A 25,399-nucleotide genomic window follows, 5' to 3' on the forward strand; every position below is an offset into this window, starting at 1 on the left:
CGCAACCCCCTGTGAGATACCTGTGGAGCAACCTATGCAGATCCGGAAAATTGCCGCCATGGCCGCCATGGCGTTGGCCCTGACCGCCTGCGGCGGTTCCACGGGCACCTCGGCGAGCGGCGGCTCCCTGCGCATCATGGCCCCCGCGGCCCCCGGCGGCGGCTGGGACCAGACCTCCCGTACGGCCGAGCAGGCCATCAAGTCCGTCGATCCCGGCCGCAAGACCGAGGTCTTCAACGTCAACGGCGCAGGTGGCACCATCGGCCTGGCCCAGCTGGCCGGCGAGAAGGGCAACGGCAACCTGCTCATGACCATGGGCCTGGTCATGGTCGGCGCGATCGAGCAGAACAAGTCCAAGGTCACGCTGGCCGAGACGACGCCGATCGCCAAGCTGACCGAGGAGTACGAGATCGTCGTCGTGCCCGCCGAGTCGCCGCTGAAGAGCCTGGCCGACCTGGTGGCCGCCTGGAAGGCCGACCCCGCCAAGGTCTCCGTCGCGGGCGGCTCCGCCGGCGGTACCGACCACATCCTGGCCGGGCTGATGGCCAAGGCCGCGGGCGTCGATCCCAAGCAGGTCAACTACATCGCCCACTCGGGCGGCGGCGAGGCGCTCAACGCCCTGCTCGGCAACAAGGTCAGCATCGGCGTCTCGGGCATCGGCGAGTTCGCCGAGCACGTCAAGTCGGGCAAGCTGCGCGCGCTGGGCGTCTCCGCGCCGGAGCGGGTCGAGTCCGTTGACGCCCCCACCCTGAAGGAGGGCGGCCTGGACGTGGCCCTGGCCAACTGGCGCGGCATGGTCGCCCCCGCCGGGCTGTCCGACACCGACAAGAAGGCGCTCGTCGACCTGGTGACCAAGATGCACGCCTCGCAGGCGTGGAAGGACGCCCTGGCCAAGAACGGCTGGATCGACGCCTTCCAGGCCGGTGACGAGTTCGCGCAGTTCCTCACCTCCGAGCAGACCCGCATCAAGGGCGTCATCGCCGAGATGGGGCTCGTCTCCTGATGAACGGTCGATGGTGGCGGCCGGAGCTGATCCTGGCTCTGGCCGTTCTCCTCCTCGGGGTCTTCGTCGTCGTCGGCACCCTCGACGTCAGCACCGCCGCCTCGACGCTCGGGCTGGGTCCGAGGTTCTTCCCCATGCTGGTCGGCGGCGCGATGATCCTCATCGGCGTCTTCTACATCGCCGACGTGCTGCGCGGCGGCACGGGTGACCCCGAGGAGAGCGAGGACGTCGACGCGGACGCGCCCGCCGACTGGCGCAGCGTGCTGCTGATGAGCGGGATCTTCCTGGCGTTCGTCGCGATCGTCCAGCCCCTCGGCTGGCCGCTCGCCGCGTCGCTGCTGTTCACCGCGCTCGCCATCGCGCTGGGTGCCGAGCACCGGGTCCGCGCCGCGATCCTGGGCCTGGTCATCGGGTTCGGCACCTATCTGCTGTTCGTCAAGGGGCTGGGCGTGACCCTTCCCGGAGGGGTGACCCCGCTGTGAACTCCTTCCAGCTGCTCATGGAGGGCTTCGCCGCCGCCCTGACCTGGGTGAACCTGCTGTACGCGCTGCTGGGCGTGACGCTCGGCACGCTGGTGGGCGTGCTGCCCGGCATCGGTCCCGCGATGACCGTGGCCCTGCTGCTGCCGATCACCTTCACCGTGGAGCCGGCCAGCGCGTTCATCATGTTCGCCGGCATCTACTACGGCGGCATGTACGGCGGCTCGACCACCTCGATCCTGCTCAACACCCCGGGCGAGTCGTCCAGCATGATCACCGCGCTGGAGGGCAACAAGATGGCCCGCCGCGGCCGCGCCGCCCAGGCGCTGGCCACCGCGGCCATCGGCTCCTTCGTGGCGGGCACCCTGGCGACGGCGATGCTGGTCGTGGCCGCTCCCCTGGTGGTCGACTTCGCGATCTCCTTCGGCGCCGAGGACTACTTCGCCCTGGCGATCCTGGCCTTCACCGCGGTCTCCTCGGTGATGTCGCGCAGCGTCGTGCGGGGCCTGGCCTCGCTCGGGTTCGGGCTGGTCATCGGCCTGGTCGGCATCGACGAGCAGACCGGCCAGGCCCGGCTCACCCTGGGCCTGCCGCAGCTGCTCGGCGGCATCGAGGTCGTGGTCGTCGCCGTCGGCCTGTTCGCGCTGGGCGAGGCGTTGTACGTCGCCTCGCGGATGAGGCACGCGCCGCCGGACGTCATCCCGGTGGGCAGGGCCTTCCTCGGCAGGCGCGACTGGGCGCGTTCGTGGAAGCCGTGGCTGCGCGGCACCGCGCTGGGCTTCCCCTTCGGCGCGCTGCCCGGCGGCGGAGCGGAGATCCCCACCTTCCTGTCGTACGCGGCCGAGAAGAAGCTCGCCAAGGGCGACGAGTTCGGCAAGGGCGCGATCGAGGGCGTGGCGGGCCCCGAGGCCGCCAACAACGCCTCGGCGGCCGGGACCCTGGTCCCGCTGCTCACGCTGGGCCTGCCGACCTCGGCCACCGCCGCGATCCTGCTCGCCGCCTTCCAGCAGTACGGCCTGCAGCCTGGGCCGCAGCTGTTCGACCACAGCCCGGCCCTGGTGTGGGGCATGATCGCTTCGCTGTTCGTCGGCAACGTCATGCTGCTGGTGCTCAACCTGCCGCTGGCTCCGCTGTGGGCCAAGGTGCTGCACGTCCCCAGGCCCTACCTCTACGCCGGCATCGTGGTCTTCGCCGCGCTGGGCGTCTACGCGCTGAACGCCTCCGTGGTGGACCTGGTCGTGCTGTTCCTGCTCGGCCTGCTGGGCTTCGCCATGCGCAGGTTCGGCCTGCCGATCGCCCCCGCCGTGATCGGCATGATCCTCGGCCCGATGGCGGAGATCCAGCTGCGCCGCGCGCTGGCCATCGGCGCGGGCGACATCGGCGTCCTGGTGGGCAGCCCGGTGGCCGTGGTGCTGCTGGCCCTGTCGTTGCTGGCCCTGTTCACGCCGCTGCTGCGCAAGCTGTGGGCACGGCGGCGCACCGAAGCGGTAACGGCCCCGTCACAGTCGGAGTAACAGCCCTTTCCCGGGGCATCATCCCCGTGGTTCTTGGGAGCGTGAAGGTCCCGCCGGCCCTGTCCACCGGCGGGGCCTTATGCTTTGTTAAGTGACTTCACCAAGATTTCTCTATCTGGTACGGCACGGCGAGGCCTTCCCCGACGGCCCCCTCACCCCCACCGGCAGGCGCCAGGCGGCCCTGCTCGGCGAGCGGCTGGGCGAGGTGACCTTCGACGCCGTGCACCACAGCCCCGTCCTGCGGGCCGCCGAGACCTGCGCGCTGATCACCGCGTCCGGCACCGCGCACGAGGCCGCGGGCGACTACGTCCCCTACCAGCCGTCACCCGGCGAGGCCCCGCCGCACCTCGCCGACTTCGCCGCCCGCTTCCCCGAGCGCCGCGACCTCGCCGCGCAGGCGGAAGCGCTGTTCACCGGCCCCGCCGAGGGCGACGAGCCGCGCCGCGAGCTGGTCGTCACCCACAACTTCCTCGTGGGCTGGCTCGTCCGGCACGCGCTCGGCGCGCCCGGCTGGCGCTGGCTGACCGTCAACGCCTGCAACGCCGCGCTCACCGTCATCCTCTACGCGCCGGACCGCCCGCCGTCGCTGATGCTGTTCAACGACATGAGCCACCTGCCGGCCGAGCTGCGGTGGACCGGGTTCAGCGTGCGTCCGTGACCAGGTTCGTACGGCCCGCGTACTTCTCCGCCACGACCGCGATCTCCTCCGCGCCGAGATCCAGCGGGGCGACCAGGATCGCCAGCGGCGAGCCGTAGGCGTTCCTGGCCGTCACCGCGGCCAGGCGGGTCAGGCCGCGCATCCGCCGGGTGACCGCCTGGGTGTCCCTCGGCAGGAAGGCGACCACGCTCTCGTCGCCGTTCAGCGCCCGCTGGTGCCTGGCCACCTCCACGAGGCGCACCTCCTTCACCTGGCCCCAGGTCAGGCTCACGCCATGCCGGGGGAAGACGACGCCCGCGGAGTTCATCACCAGGACCGGGCCGGGCGACACCTTGCGGGCCGTGCCGTACCCGAGCCCGAGCAGGACCAGCACGTCGAACGGCAGTCTGCCCCAGGTGGCCGTCCTGGCGTCCTGGAAGACGATCAGGACGGTCACCACCAGGAGCATCAGCAGCGGCAGCCAGACGAAGGCGGCCTTCACCGGCTTGTTGACCACCTCCACCTCGGTGCCCTCGACGTCGACCTCCGCCATGGACTGCCGCAGCAGCGGCAGGTCCTCCCATGACCTGTGGCGCCGCAGCTCGGTGGTCATGCGCAGGAGCAGCGACGCGGCGAGGAGGCCGACCGCGGCAACCGGGATCACATCGCTCATGAGGCGGCATGATGCGCGGTGCCGCTTTCAATCGCTTATCGAACGCCCTCCTGCCCGTCCTCGACCACGAACTCCCCGACTCCCGTGGAGCCGAACCCGGCCTGGCGCAGGGTGAGGGAGATCGCGCCCGATCCCCCCGCCAGCACCTGGGACTCGGTGATCCGGTAGGTGGCCGGCACCGCGCCCTCGGCGAACAGCCGCTTGCCCTCGCCCACGACGACGGGCACCTGGATCAACCGGTAGACGTCGACGAGCCCGGCGTCGTGCAGGCTGCGCACGAGCCGCCAGCTTCCGTGCACCTGCAGCTCGCCGCCCGGCTGCTCCTTGAGCTTGCGCACCTGCTCGATGGCGTCGCCGCGGAGCACCGTCGTGTCGCCCCAGGCCGCGTCGGCGTCGGCCAGGCTGTCGCTGACGACGTACTTCTTCCACGTGTTGAGTGCCGTGGCCACGATGTTGTCCGGGTCGGTGACCTGCGACCAGTAGCCGCGCATCATCTCGAAGGTGGTGCGCCCCAGGAGGATGGCCTCGGCGCGGCCGAACCACTCGCCGATCGGGTCGAGCTGCCCCTCCATGCTGTGCGGCACGAGCCAGCCACCCCGGTCGAACCCGTTGCTGCGGTCCTCCTCGAGTCCCCCCGGACCCTGCATGACCCCGTCAAGGCTGACGAACGTGTGAACACTGATTTCCATGGGGTTCACGCTGCCAGGCAGACTGGAGGAGAAAAACAGCAAAAGTCGCAACAGTGACCACTTCTGGAGTTAACAGTCCATTGGAGCAGCGGGACATCGAGATCTTCCTCGCGGTCGCCGAGGAACTGCACTTCGGGCGGGCCGCCGAGCGCCTGAGGGTGTCCACGGCTCGGGTCAGCCAGACGATCAAGAAGCTGGAGCGCCTCATCGGCACCGCGCTGTTCGAGCGCACCACGCGGCGGGTGCGCCTGACCGCCGTGGGCGAGCAGCTCCACGCCGGCCTGCGCCCCGCCTACGACCTCACCAGGCAGGTGATCGCCGAGGCCGTCGCCGCGGGCCGCGACAGCGAGAGCGTCCTGCGTGTCGGCATGCTGCCCAGCAACTCCTACGATTTGCGCCCGTACTGGGAGGCCTTCCGTTCACGTCACCCGCGATGGCGGCTGCAGATCCGGCACAACCCGTTCATCGACGCCTTCGCCGCCCTGCGCGCAGGCGAGATCGACGTCCTGGTCGCCTGGCTGCCCGTGGAGGAGCCCGACCTCACCGTCGGGCCGGTCCTGTTCGCCGAACCCCGCGTGATCCTGGCCTCCCCCGACCACGAACTCACCCGCCGCGGCGGCCCGGTCTCCATGGAGGTACTGGGGGACTTTCCCGTGCTCGACGGGCGGCTGGACGGCCGGCGCAACATCCCGGCCTACTGGGAGGACTCGCTCACGCCGTTCTACACGCCCCGTGGCAGGGCCGTGGAGCGCAGCGTCTCCACCGTCGCGACGCTGGAGGACATCTTCACGCTGGTGGGCACGGGTCAGGCCGTCCAGCCGCTCACCGCGCACGCCGCGCGTTTCCACTCCCGGCCGGACATCGCCTACCTGCCGGTCTCCGACCCGTCGGTGGTGCGGTGGGGGCTCGTCTGGCGCAGCGCCGCCGAGTCGGCGGCCATCCGCGCCCTGGCCCGCGTGGTCAGGGACCTCGGGCCGCTGGGCGAGGTCTGAGCCGTGCGGTTCTCTGTGGGTCAGCGCCGGGCGGTTTTCTGTGGGTCAGCGCCGGGCGGCCATGTGGTCGAGTGGGTTGGCCAGCAGCTCGGCGAAAGCCAGCTCGGCCGCGCCCGCGAGCGTCGTGTCGTCGCCCAGCCCCGATACGGCCAGCATCACCCTCTCCCGCGCCACGGGCAGCACGTGGGCGTCGATCCTGGCCTGCACCTGCGGCGCCACCCCCGGATACAGATCACGCAACATACCGCCGAAGATCACCAGCGCGGGGTTGAAGAGGTTGATCAGGTTGACCACGCCCACCCCCAGCCAGTCCCCGATCCGCGCCAGAGCGGCCCGGGCCGGCTCGTCACCGGCCCCCGCCAGGGCGACCACCGCCCTGATGCCGTCGCGCCCGACCAGCTCCCCGGCGCGGCCCGCGTAGTCGAGCAGCGCCTCCTCCCCCACCTCGGCCTCCAGGCAGCCGCGCGAGCCGCACAGGCACGGCCGCCCCCGCACCGGGTTGACGACCATGTGGCCCAGCTCGCAGCCGTACCCGCCGTCGCCGTCGAGCAGCTTGCCGCCCGCGATGATGCCGCCGCCCACGCCGACGTCGCCGTGCAGGTAGATGAGGTTGTCGACCGTCGCACCCGCGCCCCTGACGTGCTCGGCGACCGCTCCCAGATGCGCCTCGTTGCCCACCGACACGGTCAGGCCCAGGCCCAGCTCGGCTGCCAGCTCGGAGCCGAAGGCCTGGTCGACCCAGCCCAGCTGCGGGCCGTACCTGACCATGCCGTCTGCCCGCCTGATCAGGCCGCAGTAGGAGGCGCCCACGCCGACGCACGTCGTGCCGGAACCGGCCTCGGCGACCAGCTCGCGGCCGAACGCGGCCAGCACGCCGACCACGTCCTGGAGGTCCACGCCCGCCCTGGTCCGCACGGACTCACGCCGGGCCAGGATCGTCCCGCCCAGGCCCACCCTGGCCGCCACCAGGCGGTCGACAGCCACATCGAACGCCAAGCCGTACAACTTCTCCGGCTCGGGCATCACCATGATCGACGGGCGGCCGGCGCGCCCCCAGTCGGTGGGCACCGCCTCACGCACCAGGCCCGCCGAGACGAGCTCGGCGGTCAGGTCCATGATCGTGCTGCGGTTGAGCCCCATGCGGGTGCTCAGCGCGGCGCGGGACAGCGGGCCGCCTTCGTGCACCCTGCGCAGCACCTCGCCGAGGTTGCGCCGCCGTAGTTGCTCCTGGGTGCGTGTGGCTCCGCCCGTCCTCACGCGTCCACGGTATGCCAGTCACGCGCCAGGACGCGAGGCGGCTTTGCCGTAGGGGGTACTCAGGCAGGGCCGCCCGAGGGCCCGCCGCTCATCGCCCTCGGCTACAAGCATCTCCAGAACAGACACAGCGGCATGTGCCTGGGGTGAGCATGGGCAGCGCGGCCGACCGCGCGTGGGCCGTCGTCGACCTGCGGAACGGCTATGCCCGGCTCATCGTGAAGCACAGCGGGCAGTGCCTGGAGGTCAACCCTGCCACTTCGAGAGCACGTGCCTGACCCACTCCGAGTCATCGACCTGCAGAACGCCGGGTATGTCAGCGCCCGGCTGACTGTAGACGTCGGAGGTGAAGTACGCCGTACCGGGGTTCCGCAGCTTCACCTTCGCGTTCATCGGCGGCCCGATGGCCTCGGCCCCACGGTAGGCCGCGTAGTCCGGCCAGGCGAACTTGGAGACCTTCAGCTTGAGGGTGTCCAGGTACTTCTCGGTATCCGGGTCCAGGTTGCCCAGCTTGAAGGCGACGGTGAGCGTCTTCTCCGGGCCGACGGTGACCCGCTTTTCCGCCGAGCTGTGCTGGCCCTGGCGGTCGCGCCTTGACGACAGCCCACACAACTCGATGTACACCTCCTTCAGATGCGGCCCCCAGGTGTCCAGCTCGTCCGGCTCCTGTGGCACGAGGTATCGGTATCCGGCATCGACGAACATGTCCACTAGCAGGCTGAGCATGGTCTCGCGGTCGCCGGCGCGGCCGAAGCTCGCGAACACCTGGGCGACAGAGCCGACCGTGCGCCACCAGGCCAAGGAGCCTTTCCCCTCGATCTCGCGAAACGACACCCTGAACTCGGTCCATGGCCCGCTGTTCCCCATCGCGGTTTGCTCCGGCCCGAGCAGCTTGGTCACCTGTTTGTACGAGTGCACGATCGGCGGTGCCTCCGGCTCGGGTGACGGACCCGGCCGGGATAACGCGGCCGTGCTCAGTGCCGCGGTCGGGGTGGCGTCCTGATGGAGGACTCCCCTCTGGGTGTCCGACAGAACGCTGTCGATGTCGCCCCAGTCGTCGTCCTTGTGGCCGAGTCCTTGTCTGTACGGCGAGCCCCCAAGGGCACGATAACCGCCGCTCCGCAGGAATTCGACGCGCCGACCGAACCTTGCCAGGGAACGCCCCCGCCCAGGATCAGGACGCTCCACACGTCGTCGGGAGTGGTCTCCGTCCCCCCGGCCGGCAGGGCCTGTGCCGCCCGTCGCGAGGCGACGTCAGGTCAGCCTGGCCCACGCGCCGACGAGCGTCGGGAAGACGGTGACGGCGTCGACCTCGCGCATGGCGGCCTCGATGCGGCCCGGCAGCGTGTCCAGGTCCACCTCGGCGGCCGAGGCCACGCCCGTCTTCTCGATCAACGGCATCAGCGCCGAGACGATCCCGGCGAGCGATCGCGCGCCGTCCTCGGGCGAGACGTAGACCTGCAGGCCCAGGATCTCGGGGTCGAGCCCGGCCTTCCGCAGCACCCTGTCGAGGCGGGTGCCCAGCGCCGGGTCCATGCCTCCGCGACGGAACGCCTCCACCATCCAGGCCAGTGCCGTACCCACCAGCGGGATGGCCGGCTCCGCGCGGGCGGCCACCATGTCGTACTCCATGGCGACGTAGATCCCACCGGGCGCCAGCGCCCGCAGGTGGTGCTCGATGACGGCGGGCGCGTCCGCGCAGTACAGGAGGATGAGCCTGCCGACCACCGCGTCGAACCGCCCGCCGCTCCACTCGCGCACGTCGCCCCGCTCGAACGTCGTGTTGCCGAGCCCCCGCTCGGCCGCCCTGCGCCTGGCCAGCGCCAGCGCCCTGTCCTCCAGGTCCACGCCCACGACCTGGCCGCTCTCGCCGACGATCTCGGCGGCGGTCAGCGCCACGTCGCCCGCGCCCGTGCCGAGGTCGAGCACCCGCATACCGGGCCGCAACCCGGCCAGGCCGAGGATGGCCCCGGTGGCGGGGGCGAGCATGCGCGCCTGGTGTTCCAGGCGGTCGAGCTCGGGGTCGTCGTGGCCCAGGACGTAGGCCCGCTTGCTTGTCGTCATTTCCCTGCCTCCTCTGGGCCCCTCGGCCGGAGCCGACGGTAGGCGGGGAGGCGGTCGGGTTCCACGTATTCCTACGCACAGCGCGGTTTGCGGGGCCCGACTGCCGGGAGCATAGACTTCCAAGCGAGATAGTATCGCTGTTGGAACTATCTCAAGGGAGCCCAAGTGAGCGACTTCGTCGGTAGAGCACACGAGCTCAGCGCCCTCACCGGCCTCCTTGAACGAGTGGCGGCCGGCATCGGCACGGCCCGCCCCGGACGTTGCCTGCTCATGCGCGGCCGCCGCCGCATCGGCAAGTCCGCCCTCGCCGAGGAATTCATCAGACGAAGCGGCGTCCCGTCGCTCTTCTACACCTCCGCACGCGAGTCGCCGGAAGCGGAACTGTCACAGCTGCTGGAGGCCGTGGCCGCCTCCGACCTGCCGGAGCGCGAGGCGTTCACGCAGGTCGCCCCCGCCAGCTGGTCCGGGGCCCTCCAGCACCTCGCGTCGGCGCTGCCCGACGACAGGCCCTCCATCGTGGTCATGGACGAGATCCCGTACCTGATGGAACGCGTCGACGCCTTCGAAGGGGTGCTCCAGCGAGCCTGGGACCGGGCGCTGTCACGCAAGCCCGTCCTGCTCCTGCTGATCGGCTCGGACCTGTCCATGATGGAGGCGCTGAACAGCTACGAACGCCCCTTCCACCAGCGGGGCACGCAGATGGTGGTGGGACCGCTCAACCCGGCCGAGATCCAGCACATGCTCGGCCTGGGAGCAGCGGAGGCATTCGACGCCGCCCTGGTGACGGGTGGCCTACCGCTGATCTGCGGCGAATGGCGCAGAGGTCAGGGCCTGTGGGAGTTCCTCCACGACTCGCTGACGGACCCCATCTCCGCCCTCCGGGTCTCCGCCGAACTGTCACTGTCGGCGGAGTTCCCACCGGAGGCGCAGGCACGGGAGGTGCTGCACGCGATCGGCGCGGGAGAACGATCCTTCGTCAACATCGCCAGAGCGTCCGGAGGAATCGCTCACAGCACCCTCACCCGCGCGACCGCCGTACTGACCGCCAAGGGCATCGTCTCAGCGGACCTCCCCGTCTCCCTGCGGCCCTCCAAAGAACGCCGTTACCGGATCACCGATGCCTACCTGCGCTTCTGGCTGCACTTCCTCCGGCCGCACCTGGCCGAGATCGAGCGCCGACGCGGAGACCTGACGCTCCGGCGCATCGCCTCCCAGTGGAGCAGTTGGCGTGGCCGAGCGGTCGAACCGTTGATCAGGGAGGCCGTGGCGCGCCTGGCTCCCGATGCCGGTGTCGTCGGCTCGTACTGGACGCGGAGCAACGAGGTGGAGATCGACATCGTGGGCGCCGATCGCGGGCCCATCGCGAAGGAGCTGACGTTCGTCGGGTCGATCAAGTGGCTGGAGAGCGCCTTCGACCGCCATGACTTCGCCGCACTCGCGGCACATCGGGCGGCGTTGACCGATCAGGCGGTGCCTCTCATGGGAGTGTCGCGTGGGGGGTTCTCCTGTGACGGCCTGGACGTCGTCTACGGAGCCGAGGAACTGCTGCGGGCGTGGGAGCGCTAGGTTGCGCTGTTGCGCTCCCAGGCACCTTCCGCCCTGGGACGGCGCTGCCGTCTCGTTGCCTAAACTGCTGGCTCGTTCCCCGTTCGACCAAAGGACTGAGCCGTGCCTGATCGACCTGAGATCGTCTGCATCTGCGGCTCTACCCGATTCGTGGACGAGATGCGTGCGGCGAACCGTGATCTGACCTTCGCCGGAGTCATCGTCGTCGCGCCGGGCGAAGCGGACGAGCCGATCACCAGCGAGCAGAAGGCCGCGCTGGATGCCCTCCACCTGCGCAAGATCGACCTGGCTGACCGGGTCCTGGTCGTCAACCCCGGCGGGTATGTCGGCGAGTCCACGAGCAGGGAGATCGCATACGCCCGCGCCACGGGCAAGCCGATCTCGTTCACCGATCCCGTCTGACCGGTAGACGCTTCGAAGCGTGCGTTGGAGGGGCCCTCGGAGTCGGCGGCGCAGCTCCGTGAGATTGGGCTTGGGGCCAGCCTGCACCCATCGCGCCTACTTCCCAACCGGGCCAACCACCCCTCGACGGACGGGCCCGCACGCCCGAGCACCCCGGACGGGTTGTCGATGGCCCCCAGGCCATCGACCTCGGGGGTGTGGGGGTGGGCCGTAGGACCACCCCCACTGGACACTGCCCGAGCCCGACGCGCCGAAGGCGCCCGACCGGCGAGGCCCAAGCCGTGGAAGGGGGCAGCCTCGGGAACCACGAGCGGGGTGTCGATGGCCCCCAGGCCATCGACCTCGGGGGTGTGGGGGTGGGCCGAAGGACCACCCCCACTGGACACAGCCCGAGCCCGACGCGCCGAAGGCGCCCGACCGGCGAGGCCCAAGCCTAGGAGAGCTTCTCCAGGATGATCTCCCGAGCCCGCCCGGCGTCGGCCTTGCCCCGGGAGGCCTTCATCACCGCGCCCACGAGCGCCCCGACCGCCGCGACCTTCCCGCTGCGCACCTTCTCGGCCGCGTCGGTGTTGTCGGCGAGCACCTGGTCGATGATCGCCAGCAGTTCCCCTTCGTCGGCGATCTGCAGCCCGCGCTTGGCGATGACCTCGTCCGCCGAGCCCTCGCCGGCGAGGATGCCTTCGAGGGCGGCCCGGGCCAGCTTGTCGTTCAGCGATCCGGAGGCGACCAGCTCGGAGACGCGTGCCACGTCGCCCGGGGTGATGGGCAGGTCGGCGAGTGCGGTGCCCGACTCGTTGGCGCGGCGGGCCAGCTCGCCCATCCACCACTTGCGCGCGTCGGCGGCCGGGGCGCCGGCGGCGATGGTCGCCTCGACGAGGTCGATGGCGCCCGCGTTGTACATGGACTCCATGTCGTGGTCGCTGACGCTCCACTCCGACTGCAGGCGCTTGCGCTTGACGCTCGGCAGCTCGGGCAGGGTGTCGCGGAGGGTGGCGACCCAGGTGGGGTCGGGGGCGATGGGCACCAGGTCGGGGTCGGGGAAGTAGCGGTAGTCCTGCGCTTCTTCCTTGGAGCGGCCGGAGGTGGTGGTGCCGGTGTCCTCGTGGAAGTGCCTGGTCTCCTGGATGATCTTCTCGCCGGAGGTCAGCAGGAAGGCCTGGCGCTCGATCTCGCCGCGTACGGAGCGCTCGACCGAGCGGAAGGAGTTGACGTTCTTGGTCTCGGTGCGGGTGCCCCAGGGCGCGCCGGGCTCGTTGAGCGAGACGTTGACGTCGAAGCGCATCGAGCCCTGGTCCATGCGCACGTCGGAGACGCCGAGCGAGCGCATGATCTCGCGAAGTTCGACGCCGTAGGCGCGGGCGACCTCGGGGGCCATCGCGCCGGTGCCGGTGATGGGCTTGGTGACGATCTCGACCAGCGGGATGCCCGCGCGGTTGTAGTCGACGATGGAGTAGTCGGCGCCGTGGATGCGGCCGGTGGCGCCGCCCACGTGGGTGGACTTGCCGGTGTCCTCTTCGAGGTGCACGCGCTCGATCTCGACGCGGTAGGTCTGGCCGCCCACTTCGACGTCGAGGTAGCCGTCGAAGCACAGCGGCTCGTCGTACTGCGAGATCTGGTAGTTCTTCGGCATGTCCGGATAGAAGTAGTTCTTCCGGGCGAAGCGGCACCATTCGGCGATGGAGCAGTTCAGCGCCAGGCCGATGCGGATGGTCGCCTCGATGGCGGCCTCGTTGGCCACCGGCAGCGAGCCGGGGAAGGCCAGGCAGGTCGGGCAGACCTGGGTGTTGGGCTCGGCGCCGAAGCCGGTCGCGCAGCCGCAGAACATCTTCGACGCGGTGCCGAGCTCGACGTGGGTCTCCAGGCCCAGGACGGGCTCGAAGCGCTCAAGCGCCTTGTCAAAAGCGATCACGCTCATAGCGCGGGAGCCTCCTTGAGCAGCGGGCCGCCCCAGCGGGCCTCGAAAGCCTTCTCCAGCACGGCGCCGACGCGGTAGCAGCGGTCGTCACCGAGCACCGGAGCCATGATCTGCAGGCCGACCGGCAGGTTGTCCTCGTCGGCCAGGCCGCACGGGATGGAGATCGCCGCGTTGCCCGCCAGGTTGGACGGAATGGTGCACAGGTCGGCGAGGTACATCGCCATCGGGTCGTCGGCGCGCTCGCCGATCGGGAAGGCGGTGGTCGGCGTGGTCGGCGAGATGAGCACGTCGACCTGGCCGAAGGCGGCCTCGAAGTCGCGCGCGATGAGGGTGCGGACCTTCTGGGCCTGGCCGTAGTAGGCGTCGTAGTAGCCCGACGACAGCGCGTAGGTGCCGAGCATGATGCGCCGCTTGACCTCGGGCCCGAAGCCGGCGGCGCGGGTGAGCGCCATGACCTCCTCGGCGCTGTGGGTGCCGTCGTCGCCGACGCGCAGGCCGTAGCGCATGGCGTCGAACCTGGCCAGGTTCGAGGAGCACTCGGACGGCGCGATCAGGTAGTAGGCCGGGAGCGCGGTGTCGAAGGACGGGCAGGAGACCTCGACGATCTCGGCGCCCAGCGACTCGAGCATCTTGACGGCGTCGTTGAAGCGGGCGATCACGCCGGGCTGGTAGCCGTCGCCGGCGAACTCGCGCACGATGCCGACCCGCATGCCCGAGATGTCGCCGGCCTGGGCCGCGGCGACCACGGAGGGCACGGGGGCGTCGATGGAGGTGGAGTCCATCGGGTCGTAGCCGGAGAAGGCCTCGTGGAGCAGCGCGGCGTCGTGGACGTTGCGGGCGAAGGGCCCGGGGGTGTCGAGCGAGGAGGCGAAGGCGATGAGGCCGTAGCGCGAGGAGCCGCCGTAGGTCGGCTTCATGCCCACGATGCCGGTGACGGCGGCGGGCTGGCGGATCGAGCCGCCCGTGTCGGTGCCGGTCGACAGCGGCGCCTGGTAGCCGGAGACCGCGGCGGAGGAGCCGCCGGAGGAACCGCCGGGGATGCGCGACAGGTCCCACGGGTTGCGCGTGACGCCGTACGCGGAGTTCTCCGTGGAGGAGCCCATGGCGAACTCGTCGAGGTTCGTCTTGCCCAGGATGACCAGGCCGGCCGCGCGCAGGCGCGCGGTGACGGTGGCGTCGTACGGCGGGCGCCAGCCTTCGAGGATCTTCGAGGCGGCGGTGGTGGGCATGTCGCGCGTGGCGAAGATGTCCTTGTGCGCGATCGGCACGCCGGCCAGCGGCCCGAGCTGCTCGCCCGAGGCGATGCGCGAGTCGACCTCGCGGGCCTGCGACAGCGTCACCTCACGGTCGACGTGCAGGAAGGCGTGGAGCTTGGGCTCGGTGGCCTCGATGCGGTCGAGGTGGGCGGTGGCGACCTCGACGGCGGAGACCTCGCCGGAGGCGACCAGCGCGCCCAGCTCGGCGGCGGTCTTGTGGATCAAGCTCATGCCTCCTCCCCGAGGATGCGCGGCACCCGGAAGCGGTCGTCCTCGACGGCGGGCGCGCCGGAGAGCGCCTGCTGGGGCGTGAGGGACTGTCGCACCTCGTCGGCGCGGAAGACGTTGGTCAGGGGCAGCGCGTGCGACGACGGCGGCACATCCTCGGCGGCGATCTCGGCGACCTTCGCGACCGACCCGATGATCACATCGAGCTGGGTGGCGAAATGGCCGAGTTCGTCGTCCGTGAGCGCCAATCTGGACAGCTTGGCCAGGTGGGCGACCTCGTCGCGGGTTATGGCGGACATGAGTCGGTGAACCCGTTTCGTGGTTGGGCGGGGCTTGTTTGTGACCTCGACAAGCTCGGTCACACGGTCACCTGTCATCCTAGAGGGCATGACGGAGAGCGACCGAACCGTTAACACGGTGGAAATCCGCGACGAGCTCCTGGAGGACCGCGAGGCGGTCTGGCAGGTGGAGGCCGAGGCCTTCGAGCGTCCGGACGAGGCCGACCTGCTCGCCAGGCTGGACCCGGACAAGGCCTTCTCGCTGGTCGCGACCGTCGACGGGGAGATCGTGGGCCACGTGCTGTTCACCTGGCTGCCGGTCGGCGAGCACCGGGCGCTCGCCCTGGCTCCGCTGGCCGTACGGCCGGGCGTGCAGGGCAAGGGCGTCGGCGGGGAGCTGGTACGGCAGGGCCTGGCCAGGGCCCGCGCGCTGGGAGCGCCCGCCGTGGTGGTGCTGGGCGATCCCGCCTACTACGGGCGTTTCGGGTTCGCCCCCGATCCCAAGATCACCCAAAGCTACGGATGGCCGGAGGAGGCCTTCCAGGTCGTAAAATTTCGAGAGATCGTGGGTGAGGCGAGCTATCCCCAGGCGTTCTTCCTGTAGAGCAGGCAGAACTCGTTGCCCTCGGGGTCGGCCATGACCACGAAGCCCTCGTCACCCGTCTGCCCGACGTCGGCCCGCGTGGCCCCGAGCGCGATCAGCCGCTCGACCTCGGCCTCCACATCACCGCCGTCGAGCACGTAGAGGTCGGGATGGCTGCGGTTCTTGCCGCGTTTGGACTCGTGGGTGGGCTGGAGCCAGACCGTGGGCGTCTCCGGCGGCGCGTCGTCGGGCGGCCACAGGTGCGGCCCCTCACCACCGTGTTCGATCCGGTAGCCGAGTGCGGCCGACGAGAAGGCGGCCATCTTCCCGCTGTCGGCGACGTCGAGGGTCCACTGCGCGATACGGCTCGTCATGGCCGGTCCGCTACCCGTCAGACGAACACGGAATCGGCGTGCGAGCGCAACCACACGGTGGCGTCGGCCGCCGACATGGGTTGTGAGAACAGCCAGCCCTGCCCCATGTCACACCCCATGGCGATGAGGCGCTTGGCGACGTCGTCGGACTCGACTCCCTCGGCGACGGAGCGCAGCCCGAGCGAGCGCACCAGGTCGACGATGGAGCGCACGATGCGCTCGTCGTCCTGGGAGTCGACGATGCGGCTGACGAACGACGCGTCGATCTTGACCTCGGAGACGGCCAGCCGCTGCAGCCTGATCAGGGAGGAGTACCCGGTGCCGAAGTCGTCGAGCGAGAGCGGAACGCCGAGCGCGGCCAGCGCCTTGATGGTGTCGTGCGCCTGCTCGCCGGTCAGCACGCGCTCGGTGACCTCCAGCTGGATGGCGTCGGGCGGCAGCCGGTAGCGGGCCAGCCCCACGTCGAGCTGGTCGGGCAGCGCGGAGTCGAGCAGGTCGCGCGCGGAGACGTTGACGGCGATCTGCACGCGCAGCCCGGTGTGCCACCAGCGTGCGGCCTGCTCCAGCGCTCCCTCGATGACGTATTCGGTCAGCTGCCGCATCAGGTACGACTGCTCGGCCAGCGGGATGAACTCCGAGGGCGCGACCTGCCCGCGCACGGGGTGGCGCCATCGCAGCAGCACCTCCATGCCGCGCACCCGCCCGTCTTCGAGGTCGACCTTGGGCTGGTAGTGCAGGCGCAGCTGGCGGTTCTCCAGCGCCCTGCGCAGGTCGCCGAAGAGCGAGAGCCGTTCGGGCGAGTTGCGGTCCTTGTCGGCCTGGTAGAACTCGACGCCGGTGCGTGCCTGCTTGGCCTGGTACATGGCGACGTCGGAGCGCTGCAGCAGCAGCTCGAAGTCGGGCGCGTGGTCGGGGTAGAGGGCGATGCCCACGGAGCCGTCGAGGTCGAACGACATGCCCTCCAGCCGGATCGGCTCGGTCAGGGCGACCCTCAGCCTGGCGGCCACCTCGCGGGCGGCCTGGATGTCGCGCACCTTGGGCAGCAGCACCGCGAACTCGTCGCCGCCGAGCCGGGCGACCACGTCGCCGGGCCGTACGGTGTGGGTCAGCCGGTGGGCGATGGTCTGCAGCAGCCGGTCGCCGACGGGGTGGCCGAGCGTGTCGTTGATCTGCTTGAGCCCGTGGGTGTCCATGAGGAAGAAGCCGACCTTCTCCCCTTCGCGCGCCTCGGCCAGGGCCTCCTCGGTGGCGACGGCGAGCAGCTTGCGGTTGGGCAGGCCGGTGAGCTCGTCGTGCATGGCCTGGTGGTCGCGGCGCATGGAGAGCGTGGCGGTGAAGTAGACGGCGACGAGGGGCGCCACGAACAGCGGCACGAGCGTGGGCGACGACTCCATGACGACGACGACCAGGGGCGCCAGTCCCAGGAGCCCGGAGTAGACGAGTGCCTGCGGTCCGATGGAGGCGCGCAGCACCCGCACGATCGATCGCCGTTCGTGCAGCGCGACGGCGCCGCTGACGAGCAGGCCGCGGGTGGTGAAGTAGGCGGTTCCCGCCACCGCGATGGCCACCAGCGACGAGCCGCCGGGCACCCAGGGGTCGTCCGGGGTGGGCACGATGCCGAACAGGCCGAGCACCACCGCGGCGGCGGTCAGGGCGAGCGTGGACTGGGCGGTGTTGAAGGTCACGCGGTGCCAGGCCTTGCGGGTGGCCATCCCGTTGACGATCACCGCCACGGCCTGCATGAGCGCGGCCACCGGCAGTCCGAAGTGGAGCAGGACGGCGAAGGTGAACATGGTGGAGGGGTAGGTGCCGCCGACCATCGTCTGCGACGACAGCATGACCGGGCGCAGTTCGCCCAGGACGACCAGGACGCCGAGCACCCAGAACAGCGGTGAGCGCGCCAGCTCCGCCAGCTCGGCGGAGCCCAGGCGCACCTGGCCCACCGCGAGCGCGGTGAGACCGATCACGGTCACCGCGGCCAGGTAGCCCCACAGGGGCGTGCCTGCGCGTGGTCCCGTGTCGCGGGTGTCATTCGGGTCGGTCATCGAAAACTTCAACCCCCATGAGTTCTCTAAGGGAGAGTACGGCCTTTGCTCCACTTCGCGAAACCAGTCGGGTACGTTCCGTCACTTCTTGCCAGTTGGCACCAATGTGGAGTTGACATGGCACCATTGTGACTCCATAGTGGAGCCATGCCCGCTTACGAGACTCCGGATCCGATCCACGTGATCGTCGAGCTCGCGCTGGGAGACCTGAGAGTCCGCGCGAGCGACCGCACCGACACCGTGGTGCGACTGCAACCGAAGAACCCCGGCAGCACGATCGACCGCGACGCGGCCGCGGGGGCCCGCGTCGAGTTCGCCGGTGGCACGCTCGGCGTCAAGACCTTCACGCCGGGTCTCATCGACTCCCTGTTCGGCAGGATCGGCACCGTCGACGTGCTGGTCGAACTGCCGGCCGGCTCCAGCGTCGACGCCGTCATCCACGGCCTGCTGCGCTGCGAGGGCAGGCTCGGCGACTGCCGCCTGGAATCCGGTTACGGCGACATCGCCGCCGACGAGACCGGGCGGCTGTGCGCCCGCGCCGGCTACGGCGACATCGCCGTCGGCCGGATCTCCGGCAAGGCCGACCTCGACGCCGGCTATGGCACCATCCACGCCGGCTCGATCGCCGGACCGGCTGTGATCAAGAACACCAGCGGCGAGACCGCGGTCGACCTCGTCGAGGACGACCTGCGGGTCAACACCGCCAGCGGCGGCATCACCATCGGACGGGCGCTCAGCAACGTCACCGTCAAGACCGCCAACGGCCACGTGCGCGTCGACGAGGTCGTCAGCGGCGTGGTCCAGCTGGAGACGGCCAACGGCTCCATCGACGTCGGGGTGCGGCAGGGCAGCGCCACCTGGCTCGACATCGACTCCACCTACGGAGCCGTGCGCATGGAGATGGACCCCCGCACCCTCACGCAGGCAGAAGACGCCGTCGAGGTGCGCGCCCGCACCGGCTACGGCGACATCCACATCCACCGTTCCACCAAGGAGCTCCCCCATGGCTAACGCCATCGAAGCGACCGGCCTGGTCAAGACCTACGGCAAGCACACCGCGCTCGACGGCATGGACCTGGTCGTGCCGGAGGGCACCGTGCTGGGCCTGCTCGGACCCAACGGCGCGGGCAAGACCACCACCGTCCGCATCCTGACGACCCTGATCAGACCGGACTCCGGCCAGGCCAGGGTCGCCGGATACGACGTCGTGCGCGAGGCCCCCAAGCTGCGCAAGGTCATCGGCGCCTCCGGGCAGTACGCCGCGGTCGACGACCACCTGACCGGCGCCGAGAACCTGGAGATGGTCGGCAGGCTCTACCACCTGGGCGCCAGGCGCAGCAGGCAACGGGCCAGGGAGCTCCTGGACCGCTTCGACCTGGCCGAGGCGGGCGACCGTCCGGTCAAGGGCTACTCGGGAGGCATGCGCAGGCGCCTGGACCTGGCCGCCACGCTGGTCGCCCAGCCGCCGGTGCTCTTCCTCGACGAGCCCACCACCGGCCTCGACCCCCGCGCCCGCATCGCCCTCTGGGACGTCATCGCCGAGCTGGTGCGCGGTGGCACCACCCTGCTGCTCACCACGCAGTACCTGGAGGAGGCCGACCGGCTGGCCGACTCCATCGCCGTGGTCGACCACGGCAAGGTCATCGCCCGGGGCACCGCCGACCAGCTCAAGGACCAGGTGGGCGGCGACCGCATCGAGCTCTCGGTGACCAGCGGGAGCGACTTCGAGCAGGCCCTGCGCCTCCTGGCTCCGCTCTCGGCGGGCGAGCCCAGCCTCGACCGCGAGGCCCTTCGCATGACCATGCCCGTCACGCAGGGCGCCGCCTCGCTGACGACCGCTCTCGGCAAGCTCGCCGCCGACGGCATCGCCGTACGGGACGCCGGTCTGCGCCGCCCCACCCTCGACGACGTCTTCCTCACCCTGACTGGAGAAGTGACCACGTGAGCACCGCCCTGGCCGACGGCCTGACCATCGCCAAGCGCAACGTCATCAAGATCAAGCGCACCCCCGACCTGCTCGGCAGCGTGGTGACCTTCCCGATCGTGTTCGTGCTGATGCTCGTCTACGTCTTCGGCGCCATGATCGAGATTCCCGGCATGTCCTACGCGGAGTACATGATCCCCGGCATCTTCGTGCAGACGGTGGTCATGAGCTCCCAGATCACCGGTTACACGCTCGTGCTCGATCTGCAGAAGGGCATCTTCGACAGGTTCCGCACCCTGCCGATGGCGCCGTCGGCGGTGCTGACCGGGCAGACCCTGGGCGACGTGCTGATGAACGCCGCCAGCATCCTCGTCATGTCGCTGATGGGCCTGCTGGTCGGCTGGCGCATCAACGGCTCGCCACTGGAGGCGATCACCGCCTTCGCCGTCCTGCTGTTCTTCGCCTACGCCTTCTCGTGGGTGACCGCCACCGTGGCGCTGGCGCTGCGCACCCCCGAGGTGTTCAACAACATCGCCACCATCGTGACGTTCCCGATCATGTTCCTGTCGAACATCTTCATCGACAGCAGCCGCCTGGCCGGTCCCCTGCAGGCCATCGCCGAGTGGAACCCGGTCTCCGCGGTCACCCAGGCGCTGCGGGAGCTGTTCGGCAACACCAGCTCGGCGCTGCCCGTGCCGGACGTCTGGCCGCTGCAGAACCCGCTCCTTGCCACGCTGGGCTGGTCGGTCGTGCTCCTGCTGGTGTTCGTGCCCCTGGCCACGCGCCTTTACAAGCGCTCGGTCAGCTAGACGATTCTCAGGAAGGCCACAGCTGCGCGAGCTGTGGCCTTCACCCGTTTCTCAGCCGCGGTTCCTAGCCTCGAAGGCATGACAGCCGACCATCACGAAGGCCAGCGCGTCAGCCGCAGGCGCATCATCGCCGGCATCGGCTCGATCGGCCTGGGCGCGATCCTGACCGCCTGCTCCGGCGAGGCGGGCACGCCCTCGGCCGTGGCGACCACCGAGGGCACCGCCTCCATCACCCCGCAGACGGCGCCGGCCACCGGCCTTGACGCCCTGTTCGCCCGGGCGGGCACCTGCACGCTCACGGAGGCCACCACGCAGGGCCCCTACTACTTCGACGCCGACAAGGTGCGCAGCGACATCCGCGAGGACCGCCAGGGGGTACGGCTGGCGGTCGCGATCAAGGTCCAGGACGGCGAGGCGTGCACGCCGATCCCCGACGCGGTGGTCGAGATCTGGCACTGCGACGCGGCGGGGCTCTACTCGGGCGCGGAGGCGATGTCGCGCGGCGAAGGCGGCGGCGGCATGGGAGGCGGCGACCTGGAGCCTCAGGACGACAAGCGCTACCTGCGCGGCGCCCAGGTCACCGACAAGGAGGGCATCGTCCGGTTCACGACGATCTGGCCCGGTTGGTACCGAGGCCGCACGGTCCACATCCACGCCATGGTCCACGTCGGCGGCCGGCGCACGCTCACCACCCAGGTGATCTTCCCCGAGGACCTCAACACCGAGGTGTTCAAGCAGCAGCCCTATGCCGCGCAGGGCGAGCGCGACACGTTCAACGACGACGACGGCATCGCCGGCGAGAGCACGATGACGGTCGTGGCCGAGGACGGCGACGGCTACCAGGCCGTGGCGATTTTCGGCGTCAGCCCTTGAAATAATCGGTCAGGTGACCTGGAACCTCCGCAAAGCCCACCAAACCGATGTCGACTTCCTGGCCGAGCTGCGCGCCGAGGTCCTCCGCCCCGACCTGGAACGCCTGGGCAGATACGACGGCCAGAGGGTACGGCGGCGCATGCACGACACGTTCTCGCCCGAGCACACCTCGATCATCGTCGTCGACGGCGAGCCCGCGGGCTCCGTCACCCTGCGCCCCGGTGAGGACGGCTGGTGGCTGGAGCACTTCTACCTCTCCCCCGCCCTGCAGGGCAGGGGCATCGGCTCCGCCGTACTCGACAGCCTGCTCGCGCGGCTGGACGGGCACCGGATCCGGCTCAACGTGCTGCAGGGCAGTGCCGCTCGCCGGTTGTACGAGCGGCACGGCTTCGTCGTCGACTCCCAGGACCCGGTCGACGTCTACATGAGCCTTCAGCCCAGCAGCCGGACGAACTCCTCGAAGGAGATCTGACCGTCGCCGTCGGCGTCGGCGGAACCCGACAGCGCGGCCAGTCCTTCCGGGCCGATCTGCGGGAACTTCCGCAGGAACTCCGCCTGGCTGATCTGCCCGTCGCCGCTCTGGTCGATCTCCTCGAAGAGCTGCTTCAGCTCAGCCAGGCGCTCCGCCGTCACTTCCATGGTCAGGCCTCTTCCTTGATCGCGACTTCGGCGGCAGCCTCCGGTCCCTGCTCCAGCAGGACGCCGAACCCCGCCTCATCGAGGATCGGCACGCCCAGGGAGACCGCCTTGTCATACTTCGACCCGGCATTCTCCCCCATCACGAGGAACGAGGTCTTCTTCGACACCGAACCGGAGACCTTCCCGCCCCGGCTCGTCAGCGCGTCGGCGGCGGAGTCGCGGGTGTAGCCCTCCAGCGACCCCGTGACGACGAAGGTCAGGCCTTCGAGCGTCTGCGGGCCCTTGACGGGGGCGGGACCGTCGTCCTCCATGCGCACCCCCGAGGCCCGCCACCGCTCGACGATCTCGCGGTGCCAGTCGACCTCGAACCACTCCTTGACGGTGGCGGCGACGCGCGGCCCGATGCCCTCGACCGCCGCCAGCTCCTCCTCCGAAGCGTTCATGATGGCGTCGACGGAGCGGAAGTGGCCGGCCAGGTCGACGGCGGTGGGCGGACCGACGTGCCGGATCGAGAACGCGACCAGCACCCGCCACAACTCCTTGTCCTTGGCCTTCTCCAGCTCGTCGATCAGGCGCAGGGCGCCCTGCGACGGCTCACCGTTGAGGTTGGAGAACAGCGAGACCACCTTCACCTCACCCGTCTTGGGGTCGGGCTTGGGCAGGCCGGTCTCCTGGTCGCGGACGATGGAGCGGATCGGGACGAGCTTGTCGAGCGTGAGCTCGAACAGGTCGGCTTCGGTGCGCACGACCGGCTCCTGACCCTCGACGGGCTGGGTCAGCGCGGTCGCCGCGACATAACCCAGGCCCTCGATGTCGAGAGCCTTGCGCGCGGCGGCGAAGAAGACCCGCTCGCGCAGCTGCGCGGGGCAGCTGCGGGCGTTGGGGCAGCGCAGGTCGGCGTCGCCCTCCCGCTCGTAGGCCAGGGTCGTGCCGCAGGCCGGGCACTCGGTCGGCATCACGAACGCCCGCTCCGAGCCGTTGCGCAGCTCCGCGACCGGCCCCACGATCTCGGGGATCACATCGCCCGCCTTGCGCAGCACGACCGTGTCGCCGATCAGCACGCCCTTCTTCTCGACGATCGCCGCGTTGTGCAGCGTCGCCCGCTCGACCGTCGATCCGGCGACCACGATCGGCTCCATCACCGCGAACGGCGTCACCCGGCCGGTGCGCCCGACGCCCACCTGGATGTCGAGGAGCTTGGTGTTGACCTCCTCCGGCGGGTACTTGAACGCGATCGCCCAGCGCGGCGCCCGCGAGGTCGAGCCCAGCTCGCGCTGCACGCGGAACCGGTCGGCCTTGACCACCACGCCGTCGATCTCGTAGGCCGGGTCGTGGCGATGCTCGGCGTAGTAGTCGATGTAGGAGACGATCTCCGTCAGCCCCGGGACGACCTTGTACAGGTCGCTCACCGGCAGGCCCCACTCGCGCAGCCTGTCGTAGATCGCCGACTGCGACTGCGGCGGCTGCCCGCCGTCCTCCCAGACGCCGATGCCGTGGACCAGCATGGCCAGCGGCCGCTGGGCGGTGACGCGCGGGTCCTTCTGGCGCAGCGTGCCCGCCGCGGCGTTGCGCGGGTTGGCGAAGGGCGGCTTGCCCTCGGCGACGAGCTGCTCGTTGAGCCTCCTGAAATCGTCGACCGGGATGTAGACCTCGCCGCGGATCTCCACCAGCGACGGCACGCCGTCGCCCTTGAGGCGGTGCGGGATGCCCTTGATCGTGCGCACGTTGGCGGTCACGTCGTCGCCGACCCGCCCGTCGCCGCGCGTGGCGCCGCGCTCCAGCCTGCCGTCGCGGTAGACGAGCGCGACGGCCAGGCCGTCGATCTTCAGCTCGCAGAGGTACGGCCCGGCGTCGCCCTCCGCCAGCCGCTCCGCCCTGGTCAGCCAGGCGCCCATGTCGTCGGCGCTGAAGGCGTTGTCGAGGCTCTCCATCTTCTGGAGGTGCTCGACCTTGGCGAAGTCCGTCGAGACCGGCGCGACCTTCTGGGTCGGGGAGTCGGGGGTCTGGAGGGAGGGGTGGTCCTCCTCCAGCTTCACCAGCTCGCGGTACCACGTGTCGAACGTCGCGTCCGTCACGACGGGGGCGTCGAGCACGAAGTACTTCCAGCGCGCGTCGTCGATCAGCTCGCTCAGCTCGGCGTGGCGCTTCCTCGCCTCGATGGGGACCTCACTCGTCATGAGGCCAAACTATCTCGGCGCACCGACACGTACAGCGTGCTCGACCTCGGCTTTAATCGCGGTCCGCGAGGACCTCCGCCGCCTTGCGCACCGCGATCAGCGCCTGCCTGGCATATCCCGGCGTGGCGCCCGCCAGCCCGCACGAGGGCGTCAGCACGACCTGCTCGGCCAGCCGTACCGGATCGAAGGCCAGCCGGTCCCACAGGCGCAACGCCGGCTCTGCCACCTTGGCGGGCTTGGGCAGCACGGTGTCGACGCCCGGCACCACGCCCAGGAAGAACAGCACCCCCGCCTCGACCGCCTCGCCGATCGCGTCCTCGTCGCGCCTGCTCATGACGAAGGTGTCCATCGAGATGCCGCGCACCCCCGCCACACGAAGCGCCCTGATCGGCACGTTCGGCGCGCAGCAGTGCACCACGGGCCGGTCGAATCCCTTGAGGGACTCGACCACCACGTGCTCCTCGATCGCCCGAAGCCGCCCGAAGCCGGAGGCCGTCGGCACGGTGCCGCGCAGCGCCGCCGGCAACGACGGCTCGTCGAGCTGCAGGACCACCTCGGTCACCCCGGGCAGGCGCCGGCGCACCGCGGCCACGTGGTCGGCCACGCCCTGGGCCAGCGACGCGGTCATGTCTCGCACGGCGCCCGGGTCGGACAGCACCTTGTCGCCGTGGGGCAGCTCGATCGAGGCCGCCAGGGTCCATGGCCCGGCCACCTGGAGCTTCAGCGGCCCCTGGTAGGCGTGGCCGATCTCCTCCAGCCCGTCGAGGTCACGCGAGAGGTGGTCGAGCGCCCGCCGGTGGTCGCGCCCCGGCCGCCCGGTCAGCCGCCACCCGGACGGCTGCACCTCGACCGGCAGCTCCACCAGCAGGCCCGCGGTCCGCCCGATCATGTCAGCGCCCACGCCCCGGGCGGGCAGCTCGGGAAGGTACGGCAGGCCGGGGACCTCGCCGAAGACGACACGCAGCGCTTCGAGGTGATCTTCGCCGGGATGCGACCCGATGCCGGTGGAGGAGAACATGGCCCCC

At 70.5% G+C, this 25,399-nt stretch carries 26 protein-coding genes; 13 read left to right on the forward strand and 13 right to left on the reverse strand.

The features are described 5' to 3' along the window. The first annotated feature begins 34 nt into the window (after positions 1–34). The 4 genes from HNR30_RS27090 to HNR30_RS27105 all read left to right on the forward strand — a co-directional run bounded on the left by HNR30_RS27090 (position 35) and on the right by HNR30_RS27105 (position 3,654). Entirely contained in the window at positions 35–1,003 is a 969-nt protein-coding gene (locus tag HNR30_RS27090; protein ID WP_181612815.1) for a Bug family tripartite tricarboxylate transporter substrate binding protein, read from the forward strand. Then, positions 1,003–1,485: a tripartite tricarboxylate transporter TctB family protein gene (locus HNR30_RS27095; RefSeq protein ID WP_181612816.1), complete on the forward strand. Its 483-nt coding sequence runs from the start codon at positions 1,003–1,005 to the stop codon at positions 1,483–1,485. The genes HNR30_RS27090 and HNR30_RS27095 overlap by 1 nt, the downstream gene beginning before the upstream one ends. Further along, a complete protein-coding gene (locus HNR30_RS27100) occupies positions 1,482–2,996 on the forward strand; it encodes a tripartite tricarboxylate transporter permease (RefSeq protein ID WP_181612817.1) in 1,515 nt (504 codons plus the stop codon). Before HNR30_RS27095 ends, HNR30_RS27100 begins: the two co-directional genes overlap by 4 nt. Positions 2,997–3,087: 91 nt before the next feature. Then, positions 3,088–3,654: a histidine phosphatase family protein gene (locus HNR30_RS27105; RefSeq protein WP_181612818.1), complete on the forward strand. Its 567-nt coding sequence runs from the start codon at positions 3,088–3,090 to the stop codon at positions 3,652–3,654. On the opposite strand, the gene HNR30_RS27110 is transcribed toward HNR30_RS27105, so the two are convergent. After that, positions 3,638–4,306: a hypothetical protein gene (locus tag HNR30_RS27110; RefSeq protein ID WP_181612819.1), complete on the reverse strand. Its 669-nt coding sequence runs from the start codon at positions 4,304–4,306 to the stop codon at positions 3,638–3,640. The genes HNR30_RS27105 and HNR30_RS27110 overlap by 17 nt on opposite strands. Positions 4,307–4,341: 35 nt before the next feature. Then, entirely contained in the window at positions 4,342–4,995 is a 654-nt protein-coding gene (locus HNR30_RS27115) for a dihydrofolate reductase family protein (RefSeq protein ID WP_181612820.1), read from the reverse strand. An 80-nt stretch (positions 4,996–5,075) separates the two neighbouring features. Between HNR30_RS27115 and HNR30_RS27120 the strand changes: the two genes are divergently transcribed. Next, a complete protein-coding gene (locus HNR30_RS27120; protein ID WP_181612821.1) occupies positions 5,076–5,987 on the forward strand; it encodes a LysR family transcriptional regulator in 912 nt (303 codons plus the stop codon). 45 nt (positions 5,988–6,032) lie between these two features. Here HNR30_RS27120 and HNR30_RS27125 read toward each other — a convergent pair whose 3' ends face one another. The 3 genes from HNR30_RS27125 to HNR30_RS27135 all read right to left on the reverse strand — a co-directional run bounded on the left by HNR30_RS27125 (position 6,033) and on the right by HNR30_RS27135 (position 9,305). Next, entirely contained in the window at positions 6,033–7,244 is a 1,212-nt protein-coding gene (locus tag HNR30_RS27125; protein ID WP_181612822.1) for an ROK family transcriptional regulator, read from the reverse strand. A gap of 243 nt (positions 7,245–7,487) precedes the next feature. Further along, positions 7,488–8,141 carry a hypothetical protein gene (locus HNR30_RS27130; RefSeq protein ID WP_181612823.1) on the reverse strand — a complete coding sequence of 218 codons (654 nt, stop codon included), beginning with the start codon at positions 8,139–8,141 and terminating at the stop codon, positions 7,488–7,490. A 354-nt stretch (positions 8,142–8,495) separates the two neighbouring features. Then, positions 8,496–9,305: a methyltransferase domain-containing protein gene (locus HNR30_RS27135; RefSeq protein ID WP_181612824.1), complete on the reverse strand. Its 810-nt coding sequence runs from the start codon at positions 9,303–9,305 to the stop codon at positions 8,496–8,498. 165 nt (positions 9,306–9,470) lie between these two features. Here HNR30_RS27135 and HNR30_RS50295 point away from each other — a divergent pair, with 165 nt between their 5' ends. Both HNR30_RS50295 and HNR30_RS27145 read left to right on the forward strand, forming a co-directional pair. Continuing rightward, positions 9,471–10,871, forward strand: coding sequence for an ATP-binding protein (locus HNR30_RS50295; RefSeq protein WP_181612825.1), 1,401 nt, complete (start codon positions 9,471–9,473; stop codon positions 10,869–10,871). A 102-nt stretch (positions 10,872–10,973) separates the two neighbouring features. After that, positions 10,974–11,273, forward strand: a complete 300-nt coding sequence (locus tag HNR30_RS27145; protein ID WP_181612826.1) for a hypothetical protein — start codon at positions 10,974–10,976, stop codon at positions 11,271–11,273. Between the two features lie 433 nt (positions 11,274–11,706). Here HNR30_RS27145 and gatB read toward each other — a convergent pair whose 3' ends face one another. From gatB to gatC, 3 genes are read right to left on the reverse strand one after another with little or no spacing between them, the layout of a single operon-like run. Continuing rightward, positions 11,707–13,188 (reverse strand): Asp-tRNA(Asn)/Glu-tRNA(Gln) amidotransferase subunit GatB, encoded by a 1,482-nt coding sequence (gene gatB / locus HNR30_RS27150; RefSeq protein WP_181612827.1) that lies wholly within the window; start codon positions 13,186–13,188, stop codon positions 11,707–11,709. Further along, positions 13,185–14,675, reverse strand: coding sequence for an Asp-tRNA(Asn)/Glu-tRNA(Gln) amidotransferase subunit GatA (gene gatA / locus HNR30_RS27155; protein ID WP_181612828.1), 1,491 nt, complete (start codon positions 14,673–14,675; stop codon positions 13,185–13,187). Before gatA ends, gatB begins: the two co-directional genes overlap by 4 nt. Next, the gene (gatC, locus tag HNR30_RS27160; RefSeq protein WP_181612829.1) at positions 14,672–14,971 is read right to left on the reverse strand and encodes an Asp-tRNA(Asn)/Glu-tRNA(Gln) amidotransferase subunit GatC; all 300 of its coding nucleotides are present in this window, start codon (positions 14,969–14,971) and stop codon (positions 14,672–14,674) included. The genes gatA and gatC overlap by 4 nt, the downstream gene beginning before the upstream one ends. 118 nt (positions 14,972–15,089) lie before the next feature. Here gatC and HNR30_RS27165 point away from each other — a divergent pair, with 118 nt between their 5' ends. Then, entirely contained in the window at positions 15,090–15,554 is a 465-nt protein-coding gene (locus HNR30_RS27165; protein WP_181612830.1) for a GNAT family N-acetyltransferase, read from the forward strand. On the opposite strand, the gene HNR30_RS27170 is transcribed toward HNR30_RS27165, so the two are convergent. Together HNR30_RS27170 and HNR30_RS27175 are read right to left on the reverse strand one after the other, a co-directional pair. After that, a complete protein-coding gene (locus HNR30_RS27170; protein ID WP_181612831.1) occupies positions 15,530–15,907 on the reverse strand; it encodes a VOC family protein in 378 nt (125 codons plus the stop codon). The genes HNR30_RS27165 and HNR30_RS27170 overlap by 25 nt on opposite strands. 17 nt (positions 15,908–15,924) lie before the next feature. Then, on the reverse strand, positions 15,925–17,952 hold the full coding sequence (locus HNR30_RS27175; RefSeq protein WP_181612832.1) for a putative bifunctional diguanylate cyclase/phosphodiesterase: 2,028 nt from the start codon (positions 17,950–17,952) through the stop codon (positions 15,925–15,927). Positions 17,953–18,099: 147 nt separating this feature from the next. Between HNR30_RS27175 and HNR30_RS27180 the strand changes: the two genes are divergently transcribed. From HNR30_RS27180 to HNR30_RS27200, 5 genes are all read left to right on the forward strand, one after another. Continuing rightward, positions 18,100–18,963 (forward strand): DUF4097 family beta strand repeat-containing protein, encoded by an 864-nt coding sequence (locus HNR30_RS27180; RefSeq protein WP_181612833.1) that lies wholly within the window; start codon positions 18,100–18,102, stop codon positions 18,961–18,963. Beyond that, the gene (locus tag HNR30_RS27185; RefSeq protein ID WP_181612834.1) at positions 18,956–19,897 is read left to right on the forward strand and encodes an ATP-binding cassette domain-containing protein; all 942 of its coding nucleotides are present in this window, start codon (positions 18,956–18,958) and stop codon (positions 19,895–19,897) included. Before HNR30_RS27180 ends, HNR30_RS27185 begins: the two co-directional genes overlap by 8 nt. Beyond that, positions 19,894–20,685 carry an ABC transporter permease gene (locus HNR30_RS27190; RefSeq protein WP_181612835.1) on the forward strand — a complete coding sequence of 264 codons (792 nt, stop codon included), beginning with the start codon at positions 19,894–19,896 and terminating at the stop codon, positions 20,683–20,685. The genes HNR30_RS27185 and HNR30_RS27190 overlap by 4 nt, the downstream gene beginning before the upstream one ends. A 78-nt stretch (positions 20,686–20,763) precedes the next feature. Further along, entirely contained in the window at positions 20,764–21,558 is a 795-nt protein-coding gene (locus HNR30_RS27195; protein WP_181612836.1) for an intradiol ring-cleavage dioxygenase, read from the forward strand. A gap of 13 nt (positions 21,559–21,571) precedes the next feature. Then, positions 21,572–22,030: a GNAT family N-acetyltransferase gene (locus HNR30_RS27200; RefSeq protein WP_312894662.1), complete on the forward strand. Its 459-nt coding sequence runs from the start codon at positions 21,572–21,574 to the stop codon at positions 22,028–22,030. Here HNR30_RS27200 and HNR30_RS27205 read toward each other — a convergent pair. From HNR30_RS27205 to HNR30_RS27215, 3 genes are read right to left on the reverse strand one after another with little or no spacing between them, the layout of a single operon-like run. Continuing rightward, positions 21,991–22,197 (reverse strand): EF-hand domain-containing protein, encoded by a 207-nt coding sequence (locus HNR30_RS27205; RefSeq protein WP_246379200.1) that lies wholly within the window; start codon positions 22,195–22,197, stop codon positions 21,991–21,993. The two genes, HNR30_RS27200 and HNR30_RS27205, sit on opposite strands and share 40 nt — an antisense overlap. 2 nt (positions 22,198–22,199) lie before the next feature. Beyond that, positions 22,200–24,374, reverse strand: a complete 2,175-nt coding sequence (gene ligA, locus HNR30_RS27210) for an NAD-dependent DNA ligase LigA (RefSeq protein WP_181612837.1) — start codon at positions 24,372–24,374, stop codon at positions 22,200–22,202. A 52-nt stretch (positions 24,375–24,426) separates the two neighbouring features. Continuing rightward, positions 24,427–25,392 carry a methionine synthase gene (locus tag HNR30_RS27215; protein ID WP_181612838.1) on the reverse strand — a complete coding sequence of 322 codons (966 nt, stop codon included), beginning with the start codon at positions 25,390–25,392 and terminating at the stop codon, positions 24,427–24,429. Positions 25,393–25,399 lie beyond the last annotated feature (7 nt).

Origin of the sequence: Nonomuraea soli (assembly GCF_013761175.1) — a bacterium.
Taxonomy (GTDB): Bacteria; Actinomycetota; Actinomycetes; order Streptosporangiales; family Streptosporangiaceae; genus Nonomuraea; species Nonomuraea soli.

Bases quoted from the DNA above. Each gene is read 5' to 3' on its own strand.
- HNR30_RS27090 (WP_181612815.1), top strand. From the start codon at position 35: ATGCAGATCCGGAAAATTGCCGCCATGGCCGCCATGGCGTTGGCCCTG.
- HNR30_RS27095 (WP_181612816.1), top strand. From the start codon at position 1,003: ATGAACGGTCGATGGTGGCGGCCGGAGCTGATCCTGGCTCTGGCCGTT.
- HNR30_RS27110 (WP_181612819.1), bottom strand. From the start codon at position 4,306: ATGAGCGATGTGATCCCGGTTGCCGCGGTCGGCCTCCTCGCCGCGTCG.
- HNR30_RS27115 (WP_181612820.1), bottom strand. From the start codon at position 4,995: ATGGAAATCAGTGTTCACACGTTCGTCAGCCTTGACGGGGTCATGCAG.
- HNR30_RS27135 (WP_181612824.1), bottom strand. From the start codon at position 9,305: ATGACGACAAGCAAGCGGGCCTACGTCCTGGGCCACGACGACCCCGAG.
- gatB (WP_181612827.1), bottom strand. From the start codon at position 13,188: ATGAGCGTGATCGCTTTTGACAAGGCGCTTGAGCGCTTCGAGCCCGTC.
- gatA (WP_181612828.1), bottom strand. From the start codon at position 14,675: ATGAGCTTGATCCACAAGACCGCCGCCGAGCTGGGCGCGCTGGTCGCC.
- gatC (WP_181612829.1), bottom strand. From the start codon at position 14,971: ATGTCCGCCATAACCCGCGACGAGGTCGCCCACCTGGCCAAGCTGTCC.
- HNR30_RS27170 (WP_181612831.1), bottom strand. From the start codon at position 15,907: ATGACGAGCCGTATCGCGCAGTGGACCCTCGACGTCGCCGACAGCGGG.
- HNR30_RS27175 (WP_181612832.1), bottom strand. From the start codon at position 17,952: ATGACCGACCCGAATGACACCCGCGACACGGGACCACGCGCAGGCACG.
- HNR30_RS27180 (WP_181612833.1), top strand. From the start codon at position 18,100: ATGCCCGCTTACGAGACTCCGGATCCGATCCACGTGATCGTCGAGCTC.
- HNR30_RS27185 (WP_181612834.1), top strand. From the start codon at position 18,956: ATGGCTAACGCCATCGAAGCGACCGGCCTGGTCAAGACCTACGGCAAG.
- HNR30_RS27195 (WP_181612836.1), top strand. From the start codon at position 20,764: ATGACAGCCGACCATCACGAAGGCCAGCGCGTCAGCCGCAGGCGCATC.
- HNR30_RS27205 (WP_246379200.1), bottom strand. From the start codon at position 22,197: ATGGAAGTGACGGCGGAGCGCCTGGCTGAGCTGAAGCAGCTCTTCGAG.
- ligA (WP_181612837.1), bottom strand. From the start codon at position 24,374: ATGACGAGTGAGGTCCCCATCGAGGCGAGGAAGCGCCACGCCGAGCTG.
- HNR30_RS27215 (WP_181612838.1), bottom strand. From the start codon at position 25,392: ATGTTCTCCTCCACCGGCATCGGGTCGCATCCCGGCGAAGATCACCTC.